10 protein-coding genes and 3 tRNA genes are annotated in these 14,198 nt (G+C 74.1%); 2 read left to right on the forward strand and 11 right to left on the reverse strand.

The features are described 5' to 3' along the window. The first annotated feature begins 127 nt into the window (after window positions 1–127). On the forward strand, window positions 128–421 hold the full coding sequence (locus OG556_RS10720) for a hypothetical protein (RefSeq protein ID WP_371516907.1): 294 nt from the start codon (window positions 128–130) through the stop codon (window positions 419–421). A 303-nt stretch (window positions 422–724) separates the two neighbouring features. Continuing rightward, on the forward strand, window positions 725–1,462 hold the full coding sequence (locus OG556_RS10725; RefSeq protein ID WP_371516908.1) for a chitinase: 738 nt from the start codon (window positions 725–727) through the stop codon (window positions 1,460–1,462). A gap of 209 nt (window positions 1,463–1,671) precedes the next feature. Here the strand turns inward: OG556_RS10725 and OG556_RS10730 are convergent, their stop codons facing one another. The 11 genes from OG556_RS10730 to rsfS form a co-directional block, all read right to left on the reverse strand. Continuing rightward, a complete protein-coding gene (locus OG556_RS10730; protein WP_371516909.1) occupies window positions 1,672–4,296 on the reverse strand; it encodes a ComEC/Rec2 family competence protein in 2,625 nt (874 codons plus the stop codon). Between the two features lie 88 nt (window positions 4,297–4,384). Next, the gene (locus tag OG556_RS10735; RefSeq protein WP_371516910.1) at window positions 4,385–5,443 is read right to left on the reverse strand and encodes a helix-hairpin-helix domain-containing protein; all 1,059 of its coding nucleotides are present in this window, start codon (window positions 5,441–5,443) and stop codon (window positions 4,385–4,387) included. A 152-nt stretch (window positions 5,444–5,595) separates the two neighbouring features. Continuing rightward, on the reverse strand, window positions 5,596–6,441 hold the full coding sequence (locus tag OG556_RS10740; RefSeq protein ID WP_063347537.1) for a DegV family protein: 846 nt from the start codon (window positions 6,439–6,441) through the stop codon (window positions 5,596–5,598). A gap of 132 nt (window positions 6,442–6,573) precedes the next feature. Beyond that, complete coding sequence (locus OG556_RS10745; RefSeq protein ID WP_371516911.1) at window positions 6,574–7,425, reverse strand: hypothetical protein; 852 nt, start codon at window positions 7,423–7,425, stop codon at window positions 6,574–6,576. 280 nt (window positions 7,426–7,705) lie between these two features. After that, on the reverse strand, window positions 7,706–10,588 hold the full coding sequence (gene leuS / locus OG556_RS10750; RefSeq protein ID WP_371516912.1) for a leucine--tRNA ligase: 2,883 nt from the start codon (window positions 10,586–10,588) through the stop codon (window positions 7,706–7,708). Between the two features lie 318 nt (window positions 10,589–10,906). Further along, window positions 10,907–12,214, reverse strand: a complete 1,308-nt coding sequence (locus OG556_RS10755) for a hypothetical protein (RefSeq protein ID WP_371516913.1) — start codon at window positions 12,212–12,214, stop codon at window positions 10,907–10,909. A gap of 97 nt (window positions 12,215–12,311) precedes the next feature. Continuing rightward, a tRNA-Ala gene (locus OG556_RS10760) sits at window positions 12,312–12,384 on the reverse strand. 272 nt (window positions 12,385–12,656) lie between these two features. Further along, window positions 12,657–12,729 (reverse strand) — tRNA-Ala (locus OG556_RS10765). 43 nt (window positions 12,730–12,772) lie between these two features. Continuing rightward, a tRNA-Ala gene (locus OG556_RS10770) sits at window positions 12,773–12,845 on the reverse strand. A gap of 230 nt (window positions 12,846–13,075) precedes the next feature. Continuing rightward, window positions 13,076–13,723 (reverse strand): histidine phosphatase family protein, encoded by a 648-nt coding sequence (locus OG556_RS10775; protein ID WP_063351096.1) that lies wholly within the window; start codon window positions 13,721–13,723, stop codon window positions 13,076–13,078. After that, complete coding sequence (gene rsfS, locus OG556_RS10780) at window positions 13,720–14,178, reverse strand: ribosome silencing factor (RefSeq protein WP_063347541.1); 459 nt, start codon at window positions 14,176–14,178, stop codon at window positions 13,720–13,722. The genes OG556_RS10775 and rsfS overlap by 4 nt, the downstream gene beginning before the upstream one ends. Window positions 14,179–14,198 lie beyond the last annotated feature (20 nt).

The following is a 14,198-nucleotide window of genomic DNA, read 5'->3' on the forward strand; positions in this document are numbered from 1 at the left end:
CTCCCGCCCGGGGCGGCCCCGCCCCCCCTGGCCGCCGGCCCCGCCTCTCCGGCGCCGCTTCTCCGGCCCGGCCCGCCTGACCCGACCTGCCCGACCGTGCCGGTCACCCGACCTGGACAATGGTCCGGTGACCGAGAACCACACCACCGACCTGCCGGACGTCAACGACCCGCACGCCCGGCAACTGCTCGTCCTGCCCGACCGCGACGCCGCCGAGGACGCCTCCGAGGAGCTCAGCGCCGCCCACCCCGACCTCGGCGAGCTCGACCTCGTCCGGGACGCCCTGGCCGGCGAGGACGACGCCGAGGACGCCCAGTGGCTGGTCGTCGTCGAGCCCCCGGAGGGCGGCTGGACCCCGGCCCTGCTGCGCGCCCTGGACGCCATCGCCGTCGAGCACGAGGGCTGGCGCGAGGAAGGCTGACCCCGACGGCCGGGCCCGGCCCGGTTCGGAACCTTCGAGAGGGACGGGCGAGGGGGGACGGGCCCCGGACGCGGCGCTGCGCCCGTTCCGGGCCGAGGAGCGCGAGGCCACCGGGTCCGGCCACCGCGGCGTCAACCCTCGATGAGCCACACCCCCGTCGAGTGAATCACCGTCAGTTCCGCGCCTGCTCACTCCAAGTGCGTGCCATTCTGCGAACGTTGCTTCGGCCACGAATCTTCGGGCATCCGAGCCGGCTGCCCGAAGGGGCCCAGCGACTCGGTCCACGCCACCCAAGGAGTGCAGATGTCGGTATCCCGCGCCCTCTCCCGGACCCGGTCCCGCGTTCTGGCCGTGCTGAGCGCCGCCGCAGTCGCGAGCGGGCTGGCGGTCGCCGTTCCGGCGACGCCCGCCTCCGCCGACGGGTTCGTGGTCAGTGAGGCCCAGTTCAACCAGATGTTCCCGAACCGGAACTCCTTCTACACGTACGACGGCCTGGTCAATGCGCTGAGCGCCTACCCCGGGTTCGCCACCACCGGCGACGACGCGACGCGCAAGCGGGAGGCGGCCGCCTTCCTCGCCAACGTCAGCCACGAGACCGGCGGCCTGCGGTACGTCGTCGAGCAGAACACCGCCAACTACAGCCACTACTGCGACGCCTCGCAGTCCTACGGCTGTCCGGCCGGCCAGAGCGCCTACTACGGGCGCGGCCCGCTCCAGATCAGCTGGAACTTCAACTACAAGGCGGCGGGCGACGCCCTGCACATCGACCTGCTGGACGACCCGTACCAGGTGGAACGGGACCCCGCCGTCTCGTGGAAGACCGGCCTCTGGTTCTGGGACACCCAGAGCGGCGCCGGGACGATGACCGCGCACGACGCCATCGTCAACGGCAGGGGCTTCGGCGAGACCATCCGCAGCATCAACGGCGCCCTCGAATGCGACGGCAAGAACCCGGACGAGCGCAACGACCGCATCAACCTCTTCCAGAACTTCGTCGGCATCCTCGGCACCGACGTCGGCGGCGGCAACATCTCCTGCTGACCCGGCCGGCCCTGCCGACAGCTCGCGCTTGATGGTCGAGTGCGACGCGCCATCGCAGGTACCCGTACTTCGGCGCGCTCCGGGCAGGCCCGGAGCGCGCCGCAATCGTTCTCCGGGCCCCGCCCCGCCCCCCTCCCCTCCCTCCTCCTCCCCACCCCCACCCCTTTCCCTTCCCCACCTGACGGCTGGGAGGAGAGAGGAGGGCGGGGTCAGCCGGGCGGGGCTCGCGGGGTGCGCGAGCCCCGCCCGGTACGGGAGGCGGGCGCTCCGTCCGCAGCGTGCGAGCGGGGCTTGCGCGCCTCGTGCGCCGCCTGCGGGTGCACGGACACCCCGAGGACGGCCGGCGAGCCGCCCGTCACCGCGATGTCGCCCACCCGATCGGTGCGCAGCACGCTCGCGCCCAGCGCGCGCAGCCGGTCCACCGTCCGCGCGGACGGGTGCCCGTACGCGTTTCCCTCGCCGCACGAGATCAGTGCCAGCCGGGGATGCAGCACACCGGTCAAAGCCCAGTCCTGATGCGCCGATCCGTGGTGCGCCACCTTCAGGACGTCCACCCGCCCCAGCCGGCCCAGCAGCGCCGCCTGGGCAGGCGGTTCGAGGTCCCCGAGCAACGCCATCCGCAGTCCGCCCGCCACCGACACCAGCAGCGCGACGCTCGCGTTGTTCGCCCCCGGAGCCTCGGCAGCCGCCCCGGCGTCGGGCCAGACCACCTCCCAGGACAACCCCGGCCCCACCGAGCGCCGTTCACCGCGCCCCGCGCGCAGCAGCGGGACTCCGGCACCGGCCGCCCAGCCCGCCACCCTGGCCGCCTCACCCGGTGGATCGTCCAGGGTCGTGCCCTCGATCGCTCCGACCCGGCGGCCCCGGACCACCCCCGGCACACCCTCGACGTGATCGGCGTGGAAGTGCGTCACCACCAACAACGGCACTTCCGTGACGCCCAGATCCCGCAGGCACCTGTCGGCGGCGTTCGGATCCGGCCCCGCATCGACCACCACCGCACTGTCGGGTGCACCGGCCGCGAGCACCAGCATGTCCCCTTGGCCCACGTCGCACATCACCATCCGCCACCCCGGCGGCGGCCAGCCGGTCGCGATCCGGGTGAGCTGCGGTGGCCGCAGCAGCACGGCCAGCAGGACCACGAGCAGGACCCCCGTCACCAGCGCCCGCACCCACCGCCGCCGGGGGCGGACGGGCTTGCCGGACGACGCTCGCTGTGGCAGCAGGAGCGGCATCACCCAGCAGGCCGCCAGGGTGGCCAGCGCGACCGTCGCCGTCCCGAACCACCCGCCCGGCCAGGAGAGTTGGCTGCCCGGAAGTTCGGCACCGCGCCGCGCCACCAGGGCGAGCCAGCCGACCGGCACGCCGGCCGGCTCCGCGAGCAGGCGGGCCAGGTCCGGGAGGGGCGGCTGCAGCACGAGCACCCCGAAGCCGAGCAGGGTCGCCGGGGCCACCGCCAGTTCGGCCAGCAGGTTGCACGGGATCGCGACCAGGCTGACGTGCCCGGACAGCACCACCGTCACCGGCGCGCACAGGGCCTGGGCGGCGGCCGTCGCCGCCAGGGCACCCGCCAGGTGGTGCGGCCAGCGCCGGGACCGCAGCGCCTCGGCCCAGTGCGGCCCGAGGACGAGCAGCCCGGCCGTGGCGAGCACCGAGAGCAGGAATCCGAAGGAACGCGCCAGGAACGGGTCGAGCAGGACGAGCACCAGGACCGTCCCGGCGAGCGCGGGCACCGCCTGCCGGGGCCGGCCGGTGGCCAGCGCGAGCATGCCGATCAGCCCCGTCCCGGCCGCGCGCAGCACGCTGGGCTCCGGCCGGCAGACGGCGACGAAGGCCAGCGTCAGCGCCGTCCCGAGCAGCGCGCTGGTGCGCAGCGAGAGCCCCAGCAGCGCGGCCAGCCCGCGCCGTTCCGGGGTGCCGGCCTGCCCCGGGGCGCCCAGCAGCGCGCCGAGGACGATCGCCAGGTTGGCCCCGCTCACCGCCACCAGGTGCACCAGGTCGGTGGCCCGGAAGGCGTCCTCAAGGTCGTCGGGCAGTCGCGAGGTGTCCCCCACGACCAGGCCCGGGAGCAGTCCGCGCGCGTCCGGCGGGAGCCCGTCGCTGGCCGTGCGCAGACCGGCACGCAGCCGCCCGGCGATCCGCTGCGGCAGACTCGGCGGCGAGAGGTGCCGGGGCGGGCCGTGGACGACCAGCAGCGCCGCACACGAGGTGTCGTAGCCGTCTCCCGCGGGCCGCACCTCGGCCTCAACCGCCAGCCGCTCCGACGGGAGCAGCCCCTGCCAGGGCCCGGATTCCGCGCCCCGGACCATGACGGTCACCGGGGTCCGCGTCCGGGTGCTCCGCCCGTCCGGCAGGAGCGTGACCCGGTCGGCCACCGCGTCGACGGTGAGGAGGGTCTGCCCGCCGGTGGTCCCGCCCCGGGCCGCGTGGGTCTTCGGGTCCCCGGTGACGGTCAGCTCGGCCTCCACCACCCGAGCGGGCTCGCCCGGGGAGCGCGGCGGGGCGTGCTCGGCCGCTCGGACGAGCTCCGGCAGCGGCCCCCGGTGCAGATCGGCGGTGTGCAGCGGGGTGGCCACCGCGGCGGCGGCTCCGCTGAGCAGGACGGCGGCCAAGGTCACCGCCGCCGCGCGTCGGCGCAGGAGCGCGGGCCTGACGAGCAGCAGGACGGCCGCCAGCGCGGCGGCACCCGCCAGGCCGAAGGCGAGGACGTCGTACCCCGGCTCCAGGCCGAGGAGCGCGGCCGTCACCACCCAGGCCGAGACGGCGGGAAGCAGCAGCCGGAAGTCGGCACCGGTGGAGCGGTTCGGCAGGTTCGGTTCGGTGGTGGCGGGCACGGCGGTACCTCCCTTCGGCGGGTGGCGACGACGGACGACGGACGGACGGACGGCAGAACAGGCGGGCAAGGGGACGGACGGGGGGAGGTCAGAGGGTCAGCAGCGGACGGAGTTCCGCGAACGTGCGCGCCCCGATGCCGCTGACCTGCCGGAGCTGGTCGAGCGTGCGGAACGAGCCGTGCGACGCGCGGTAGGCGAGGATGCGCTGGGCGAGGGTCGGGCCGACGCCGGGGAGGGCGTCGAGCTGTTCGAGGCCGGCGCGGTTGAGGCTGACGGGCGGTCTGGGCGTGCCGGCCGTCGGCGGTCCGTTGCCGGCTCCGGCGCCCGGGGCGGAGGCCTGAGCCGGCTCGCCGACCAGGATCTGTTCACCGTCCGTCAGGAGCCGGGCCAGGTTGAGGCTTCGGGTGTCCGTCTCCGGCAGCGGACCGCCCGCCGCCCGCAGGGCGTCGGCCACCCGCGAGCCGCCGGGCAGGGTGTGCAGCCCTGCGAGGTGCACCCGCCCGCCGATGTCGACCACGACGACCGCCCCGCCCCCGGGGCCTACGGGATCGGCCGCCGGGACCGAAGCCAGGCCCGGGCCCGAGGCCGGAGTCGGCACGGACGCGGATGTCGCCCCCGCCGCCCCCTCCGCCCCCGGTGAATCCGGTGAATCCGGTGAGGCCGGTGAGACCGGGGCGGAGGCCAACGCCGGCACGGCCACCGCCTGCGGTCTGGCCAGCCAGAAGTGCTGCACGGCGTAGCCGACCGCGAACAGCAGCAGGACGGCCAATCCGGCCACCGCCCGCCGGTCGAGTGCCATCGCCGAGCCGAATCGAAGGCCCGACCCGGCCCCCGGCTCCGGCGGATCCACGTCACCGCCCGCCCTGACCGGCTCCGACGGCACAGGTGGCACAGGCGGCGCAGGCCCCGCCGACGGAGGCCGCTCCCCCGCCCCGGACGGAACCGCGCCCGAAGGCGGCCCGGTCGACGCGAGCGCGCCCACCGCGGCACCGGAACCCACCAGCCCGCCGGCCCCGGCCTCGCCCCCGACCCCGGCCCCATCGCCCACGGCGCCGCCGCCACCGGTCGGCAGCAGCGCCGCCATCCGCAGCCGGACGGTCTCGTTGATCTCATGGCGCTTCGCCGCGCCCAGGCCCATGGTCGTCATGCCGAGGACGGTAGGAGTCCTCGGCAGAGTGCGCAGAAATTACCGAACCCCTGTGGATAACTCGGGGGTTGTGGACAAAACAGCGCACTCACACGAGTGATCGGTGCCGCGAAAAGTTGACCAGAGCCCGCAACCCGACGCGACCGACCCGCTCAGCGCGGCGCGACGACCACCGCGAGCAGCCCCGGCCCGACGTGCGCGCCGATCACCGCCCCCACCTCGCCCACGTACAGCTCCCGCAGCCCCGGCACCCGGGCCCGCAGCCGCTCCGCGAGCGGCTCGGCCCGTTCCTCGGCCGCCAGGTGGTGCACGGTGATGTCGACCTCCCCGCCCCCCGACCGCTCGACCGCGATCTCCTCCAGGCGCGCGATCGCCCGCGACGCGGTGCGCACCTTCTCCAGCGGTTCGATCCGCCCCCCGTCCAGGTGCAGCAGCGGCTTGACCGCCAGCGCCGACCCGAGCAGCGCCCGCGCCGCCCCGATCCGGCCGCCCCTGCGCAGGTGCTCCAGGGTGTCGACGTAGAAGAACCCGCTGGTCACGGCCGCCCGCCGGGTGGCGGCCTCGGCCGCCTCCGCCAGGTCCCGCCCGGCCGCGATCGCCTCGGCCGCCGCCAGCACCGCGTACCCGAGGGCCATGCCGACCAGTCGGCTGTCCACCACCCGCACGGGTACCGGCGCCTCGGCGGCCGCCAGCCGGGCGGCCTCCACCGTGCCGGACAGCTCGCCGGAGATGTGCACCGAGACGATGCCCTTCGCCCCGGCCTCGGCGGCGGCCCGATAGGCGGCGGCGAAGGCCTCGGGGTTCGGTCGGGAGGTCGTCACCCGCTGCTTGTCGCGCAGCGCCTCGGCGACGTCCTTGGGGGAGATCTCGACGCCTTCGCACAGGACCGCGTCACCGACCGCGACGCTCAGCGGTACCACCGTGATCCCGTACCGGTCGAGGGTCTCCTGCGGCAGGTAGGCCGTGGAGTCGGTGACAAGTGCGAGGTCAGAGGGCATGAGGCGGAGATTACTCCCCGTTCGTCCGGGAGGACAGCGCCCGGGTGCGAGCCCCGAAGGGCCCCGAGGGCGCCGCCGGAACAAGCACGCGGCACCCGCCGGAACGCGGCCGCAGCGCCCGACGCGGGGTGCTCAGCCCGCCGTGGGCCCCGCCGACGGCTTCCGCAGCCGCTGGGCCAGCTTGGCCAGCGGGTCGGCGAGCCCGAGCAGTTCCTCCGCGCTCGGGCGCCCCTTCCCGTCCGTCAGCCCGGCCCGCGCAGCACCGCCGGAGGCCGCCCCTGAACGCTTACCCGCAGACGTCGAGCCAGCGGAGCCAGAGGAACCAGCGGAGGCAGCGGAACCCGCAGCGGCAGAGGAGCCAGCAGAGCCCGCGGAACCAGCGCCCGCAGCGGAGCCACCGGAGGAGGAGGACCCGGACGACGACTCCCCCGAGGTGTCCCAGTGCCGCAGCGCCCCCGCCTCGCTCTCGCACTCCTTGCTGAGCCGGCTCAGCTCGTCGTCCGCGAACCGGTGCATCCGGTCCTGCGCGGCCCAGCGCATGGTCTCCGCGGAGTGGGTGATCCGTTCGGCGCGCTCGCGCAGCTCCGGCAGCTTGGCCGCGACCCGCGCGGTGTCCGGCTCCCGCTCCAGCATCCGCAGTTCGCCGTCGAGTTCGGCGGCGTGCGTGTCGAGCCTGCCGAGCAGGGCGAGGGACTCGCCGAGCTGGCCGTCCTCGGGGAGGCCGCTCTCCAGCACCTGCCGGGTGCCGTCGAGCGAGGTGCGCAGGCCGAGCCGGACGGCGGCGATCTGGCCAGGCGGTCCGACCTTGGTGAAGGTCTTCGCCTTGAGGGTGGCGTTCTCCACGGCGCGCCGGGCGTTGGCCTCGTGCCGCCCGATCTTCGTGGCCACGGCCTTCGCCGCCTTGACCGTGCCGACCACGGCCAGGACGAACGCCGCGATCCCGAAGAGCAGGACCAGGCCGATCATCACGCCGAACGCGTTCATCGCGAGCCACCTTCCGCCACCGTTTCGGCCCCCACCGGACCCAACGCGGGCCGTACTGCCGAGGGTTCCACGGTAGCCGCCGGATCGGGCCCGGAGCGGACGGAACGGGCTCGGGCGGCGGAGATCAGGGACAGATCGGGGATCTCCCCGAGGGTCCGCGGGTCCTCCCCGGGGTACGAGCAAGGGCGGGCGTCCCGAAGGACACCCGCCCCAGCAGCCTCGGCCGGCCGCCTACCAGCCACGCGACCTCGACCTGAGCCTCAGCCTCAGCCGCTCAGCCTCAGCCGGTAACGATGTTCACCAGCTTCGGCGCCCGCGCGATCACCTTGCGCACCGTCGCCTCGCCGATCGCCGCGACGACGGCCGGGTCGGCCAGCGCCAGCGCCTCCAGCTCGGCGTCCGAGATCGTCGGCGCGACCTCCAGCCGGGCCTTCACCTTGCCCTTGAGCTGCACCACGCAGGTCACCGTCTCGTCCACCACGTACGCCGGGTCGGCGACCGGGTAGTCGGTGTGCGCCAGCGACTCGCCGTGGCCCAGCCGGCGCCACAGCTCCTCGGCGATGTGCGGGGCCAGCGGCGCGACGATCAGGACCAGCTGCTCGGCCACGGCGCGCGGCGTGGAGCCGCGCTTGACCAGGTAGTTGTTCAGCTCGATCGCCTTGGCGACGGCCGTGTTGAACCGCAGCCCGGCCATGTCGCCGCGGATGCCGTCGATCGCCTTGTGCAGGGCACGCAGCGTCGCCTCGTCCGGCTCCTCCTCGGTGACGACCAGGTCGCCGGTGGCCTCCGAGACGACGTTGCGCCACAGCCGCTGCAGGAAGCGGTACGAGCCGACGACGGCGCGGGTGTCCCAGGGGCGGGAGACGTCCAGCGGGCCCATGGACATCTCGTACAGGCGCAGCGTGTCGGCGCCGTACTCGTCGGCGATGTCGTCGGGCGCGACGGCATTCTTCAGGGACTTGCCCATCTTGCCGGCCTCGCGCTTGACGGCCTCGCCCTGCCAGAAGTACTGGCCGTCGCGCTCCTCGACCTCGGCGGCGGGCACCGGGAAGCCGCGCTCGTCGCGGTAGACGTCTGCGGTGATCATGCCCTGGTTGAACAGCTTGTGGAACGGCTCGACGGACGAGACGTGGCCCAGGTCGTGCAGCACCTTGTGCCAGAAGCGCGCGTACAGCAGGTGCAGCACGGCGTGCTCGGCACCGCCGACGTACAGGTCTGCGCCGCCGGCCGGCTTGGTGGCCGTGGGGCCCAGCCAGTACTTCTCGTTGGCCGGGTCGACGACCGCCGAGGAGTTCGACGGGTCGACGTAGCGCAGCTCGTACCAGCACGAACCCGCCCAGTTGGGCATGGTGTTGGTCTCGCGCCGGTAGCTGCGGACGCCGTCGCCCAGGTCCAGTTCGACGTTGACCCAGGCCTCGTTGCGCGACAGCGGGGTCTTCGGCGAGGAGGTGGCGTCGTACGGGTCGTAGGTGTGCGGCGAGTAGTCCTCGACCTCGGGGACCTCGACCGGCAGCATCGACTCGGGCAGCGCGTGCATGACGCCGTCCTCGTCGTAGACGATCGGGAAGGGCTCGCCCCAGTACCGCTGGCGGCTGAACAGCCAGTCCCGCAGGCGGTAGTTGACGGTGCCCTCGCCGATGCCGCGCTCGGCCAGCCAGGCGGTGACGGCGGCCTTGGCGTCGACGACGCTCAGCCCGTCCAGCGTCAGCCCGTCCCGGGAGGAGTTGACGATGGCGGAGTCGTAGGTGTCGAAGGCGTCGTCCCAGGCGGCCGGGTCCTCGCCGCGCCCGTCGGTGGGCTGGACGACGCAGCGCATCGGCAGCGCGAAGGCGCGGGCGAAGGCGAAGTCGCGGTGGTCGTGGGCGGGGACGGCCATGATGGCGCCGGTGCCGTAGCCCATCAGCACGTAGTCGGCAATGAACACCGGGACGGACGCGCCGCTGACCGGGTTCACGGCGTAGGCGCCGGTGAAGACGCCGGTCTTGACCTTGGCCTCGACCTGCCGCTCGACGTCCGACTTGGCGGCGGCGGTGGCGCGGTAGGCGGCGACGGCCTCGGCGGGGGTGGCGGCGCCGCCGGTCCACTCGGCGGGCACGTCGGCGGGCCAGGCGGCCGGGACGATCGAGTCGACCAGGCCGTGCTCGGGGGCCAGCACCATGTAGGTGGCGCCGAACAGGGTGTCGGGCCGGGTGGTGAAGACGGTGATCTTCTCGTCGGAGCCGACGGCGAAGTCGACCCGGGCGCCCTCGGAGCGCCCGATCCAGTTGCGCTGCTGCAGCTTGATGGCCTCGGGCCAGTCCAGCAGGTCCAGGTCGGAGATCAGACGGTCGGAGTACGCGGTGATGCGCATCATCCACTGGCGCAGGTTGGACTTGAACACCGGGAAGTTGCCGCGCTCGGAGCGGCCGTCCGCGGTGACCTCCTCGTTGGCCAGGACGGTGCCCAGGCCGGGGCACCAGTTGACCGGCACCTCCTTGGAGTACGCCAGCCGGTACTCGCCCAGCAGTTCGTCGCGCTCGGCGGCGGACAGGTCGGCCCACGGGCGCCCGTCCGGGGTCGGCTTCGCGCCGGACTCGAACCGGGCGATCAGCTCGGCGATCGGCCGGGCCCGGCCGGCCTGCTCGTCGTACCAGGAGTTGAAGATCTGCAGGAAGATCCACTGGGTCCAGCGGTAGTACTCCGGGTCGATCGTGGAGATCGAGCGGCGCGGGTCGTGGCCCAGGCCCAGCCGGCGCAGCTGCTGGCGCATGTTGGCGATGTTGGCCTCGGTGGAGACCCGCGGGTGGGTGCCGGTCTGCACGGCGTACTGCTCGGCGGGCAGGCCGAACGCGTCGTAGCCCAGCGTGTGCAGCACGTTGTGGCCGGTCATCCGCTGGTAGCGGGCGTAGACGTCGGTGGCGATGTAGCCCAGCGGGTGGCCGACGTGCAGGCCCGCGCCCGAGGGGTACGGGAACATGTCCATGATGAAGCTGTGCGGCTTCGCGGCGACGTCACCGGCCGCCGGGTCGGCCAGCGCACCGGCGGGGTTGGGGGCGTTGAAGGTGCCCTCCTTCTCCCAGAGGTCCTGCCAGCGGGACTCGATCTCCGCCGCCAGCGCGGCGCTGTACCGGAACGGCTCGGTCGCGGTCTCGGCCGTGCCGGACGCAGGGGTCGTCTCGCTCATGGTCCTTCAAGCTCCATCGATGTCAGTTGGCGAACCGCGCACACGGCCGGCCCGTGAACGGGGGCGGAAAACAAAAAATCCCCTCGCAGGAGGGGACGCCACGCCGACTCCGGCACCGCCCGAGGGCGTAACCGGTCCTGGTCAGCGCGGCCGGCTAAGGAGCAGGCGCACGGTTCGCATGGGCTCAGGGTACCGCAAGCAGATCAGCGCGCTCCCGGGTATCCACCGGGGCCCGACGGCCCCGGGCCCGCCCCCGTACGGGCCTCACCTTCGACGCGAGAAGCCCCCACCACACGCGGCCCCGCCCCCGTACGGGCCTCACCGCCCCGCCGAGGCCGACGCCGCCCGCGTCGCCGCGTCGAAGTCGCGCAGCGCCCGCGCCAGCCGCTCGGACTGCATGCCCGCCGCGAGCGCCCGGGCGAGCGACGCGGTGCGGGCGGCCTCCCGCTGGTCGCCGAGGCGCCGGTGGGTCTCGGCGAGGCGGACCATCAGCAGCGCCTTGGACCGCCCGCGGCCGGCCCCCAGCCCGGCGACGGCCTCGGCGAGCAGCGCCTTGGCCATCCGGTGCTGGCCGAGTGCCAGCCGCCCCTCCCCCACCATCCCGGCGAGTTCGGCGCGGGCCGACTCCGTGCCGGGCACGCCGTCGAGTTCGGCGAAGGCCCGGGCGGCGGCGGCCTCGGCCTGCTCGGCCTCGCCCCGGCGGCCGTGCGCGCGGGCGATCCGGCCGAGTTGCCGGGCCCGGCCGGCGGGGCTCAGCACGGAGCCGTGCCGGGCCAGGGCGGTGTTGAGCGCGGCGACGGCGTCCAGGCCGCGCCCGCCGGTGCCCTGGGTGGCGAGCACCACCAGGCCGCCGAGCACGGCGACGCCGAGCCGGGCGTCGCCGCTGACGTGGGCGGCCCGCAGGGCGGCGACGAAGGCGCGCTGGGCGGCCGCGTCGTGGCCGAGGTCGTACGCGGCCCAGCCGGCCAGCCGGGCGAGCCTGCTGGCCGTGCCGTAGAGCTCGCGGCCGACCCGTTCGTCGTAGGCGCCGAGTTCCAGCAGCTTGGCCAGCATGGCGAGTTCGGCCCGGGTGGGGCCGAGGACGAGTCCGCCGCCGCAGGAGCGTTCGAGCCGCTGCTTGCTGCGGTAGGACAGGCCGAGGTCGCCGACGAGGCCGGGGTCGATGCGCAGCGCCCCTTCGCCGCCCCCGACGGGCGGGGGCGGCGAGGCGAGCCGTTCGGCGGCCTGGTCGAGGTCGGCGCCGCGGAAGAGGTCGGTGAGGCGGACGGGTCCGGCGTCGGTGGCGGCCTCGCGCAGCGCGGTCTGGGCGGTGTCGGCGGTCCACGGGTCGGTGAGCAGCCGGGGCGAGAGGATCTTGGCGCCGCGGTGGCCGCCCATCCGGCCCCAGAGCTGTTCGTAGGTGACGGCGATGCCGAGGGTGCGGCTGAGCACTTCGCAGACGGTCTGGTCGTGCGGGCTGCGCGGCACCATGCCGCGGTCGCGCCACTTGTAGGGGGCGGTGGAACTGATGGCCAGGCCTGGCGGCAGGGCGAGGCTCACCTCGCGGGCGAGCCGTTCCGGACTCCAGCCGAGCTGGTGCAGTATCCGGGCCAGTTCCTCGTTCCGCCTTCTCTCCAGATCGGCCATGGAACGACGGTAGCGGTCTTTCCCGCCGTTCCGCCGGTGGCATGCGCAGAACGCCGAAGGGCCGCCTCCCATTTCGGGAGGCGGCCCTCGACTGCTGTGGAGCTACGGGGAATTGAACCCCGGACCTCTTGCATGCCATGCAAGCGCTCTACCAACTGAGCTACAGCCCCTTGACCTGCGATGTCACCGGGGGCTTTCGGCCGTTTCCGTCCGGTTTCCCTCGGCGACATCGACTACTTTACACGGTCCCGGGGGTGCTCCACGAATCCGTTCCCCGGGGCCCGCGTTCCCGCTCCCCCAGGCCCGCGCTCGCCCTCCCCGGAGCCCGCGCTCACCCTCCCCGGGGCCCGCACTGCCGCCTCCGGGGCCCCCACCCCACCCCGGACGCGGCCCGACAACGCGAGAGGCCGCCACCCGATGGGTGGCGGCCTCTCAACTACTGTGGAGCTACGGGGAATTGAACCCCGGACCTCTTGCATGCCATGCAAGCGCTCTACCAACTGAGCTACAGCCCCGCGACACGGGCGCTCCTGATCGAACAGGACCGCTGGTGCGGAGTGGAGCTATGGGGAATTGAACCCCAGACCTCTTGCATGCCATGCAAGCGCTCTACCAACTGAGCTATAGCCCCGCAGTCGTCGGATCTCCCGCTTCCCTTCCGGGCCGCGTTCCTTCCCTGCGAACGAGGAAAACTCTAGCTGGTCAGGCCCGGAACTGCGAAATCCGCCCCCGCGGAGCCCCTGCAAGCCCCCTGCGAAGCTCCTGCACGCCCCTGGCGAGCCCCCGGCCCGCCCTGCATGCCCGCAACCCGGCCCCGCCCCACCCCACCCCGCGACGCGCCCGTCGCTCAGGCGTCGTCGCTCAGGTGTCGTCGCCGATGACCGGCTGCGGGAGCGTGCCCGCGTTGTGCTCCAGCAGGCGCCAGCCGCGCGCCCCCTGCCCGAGCACCGACCAGCAGCAGTTGGACAGCCCGCCGAAGCACTCCCACTGGACCGGGTCCAGGTCCAGCAGCCGCCCGAGCATGGTGCGGATGGTGCCGCCGTGGCTGACCACGACCAGCGTCCCGTCCTCCGGCAGCTTGTCGACGGCCTCCAGCACGACCGGCACCGAGCGGTCGGCGACCTCGGTGGCCAGTTCGCCGCCGCCGCGCCGCACCGGCTCACCGGCCGCCCAGGCCGCGTACTCCTCCGGGAAGCGGTCGCGGATCTCGGCGTTGGTCAGGCCCTGCCAGGAGCCCGCGTAGGTCTCCCGCAGGCCCTCGTGGTGCTGCACGTCGAGGCCGGTGACCTCGGCCAGTTCCTCGGCCGTGCGCTTGGCCCGGGTGAGGTCGGAGGAGATCAGCAGGTCGGGGCGCAGGCCGGAGAGCAGCCGGGCCGCCCGCTGGGCCTGGAGGACGCCCTGGTCGGTCAGTTCGATGTCCGTGGTGCCCTGGAAGCGGGACTCCAGGTTCCACGAGGTCTGGCCGTGGCGCCAGAAGACGACGCGCGGCCCCCGCCCGTCCCGGCTCAGTGCAGGTCCTCGGGCTTGCCGAAGTCGTCGGCCGGGGCGACGACGTTGCCGGCCTCGTCGGTGTGGGCGTCGGGCCGGTTGCGGGTGGCCAGGGCGTCCTCGGGCAGCGGCAGCTCGGGGCAGTCCTTCCAGAGGCGGTCCAGCGAGTAGAAGGAGCGCTCCTCGGAGTGCTGGACGTGCACCACGATGTCCAGGTAGTCGAGCAGGATCCAGCGGCCGTCGCGCTCGCCCTCGCGGCGCACCGGCTTGATGTCCAGCTGCTCGCGCAGCTGGTCCTCGATCTCCTCGGCGATCGACCGGACCTGGCGGTCGTTGTTGGCGGAGGCGATCAGGAAGGCGTCGGTGATCGACAGCACCTCGCTGACGTCGAAGGCGATGATGTTGTGCGCGAGCTTGTCTGCCGCCGCCTGCGCGGCGACGGTGATGAGCTGCTGGCTGTGGTCGGTGACGGTCACGGTGTTCTTCCGGCTCGGCG

The sequence above is a fragment of the Kitasatospora sp. NBC_01300 genome, from assembly GCF_041435235.1.
GTDB lineage: Bacteria > Actinomycetota > Actinomycetes > Streptomycetales > Streptomycetaceae > Kitasatospora.

Excerpts from the sequence above, each read along its gene's own strand:
- OG556_RS10725 (WP_371516908.1), top strand. The coding sequence starts at position 725 with ATGTCGGTATCCCGCGCCCTCTCCCGGACCCGGTCCCGCGTTCTGGCC.
- OG556_RS10735 (WP_371516910.1), bottom strand. The coding sequence starts at position 5,443 with ATGACGACCATGGGCCTGGGCGCGGCGAAGCGCCATGAGATCAACGAG.
- OG556_RS10740 (WP_063347537.1), bottom strand. The coding sequence starts at position 6,441 with ATGCCCTCTGACCTCGCACTTGTCACCGACTCCACGGCCTACCTGCCG.
- OG556_RS10745 (WP_371516911.1), bottom strand. The coding sequence starts at position 7,425 with ATGAACGCGTTCGGCGTGATGATCGGCCTGGTCCTGCTCTTCGGGATC.
- leuS (WP_371516912.1), bottom strand. The coding sequence starts at position 10,588 with ATGAGCGAGACGACCCCTGCGTCCGGCACGGCCGAGACCGCGACCGAG.
- OG556_RS10755 (WP_371516913.1), bottom strand. The coding sequence starts at position 12,214 with ATGGCCGATCTGGAGAGAAGGCGGAACGAGGAACTGGCCCGGATACTG.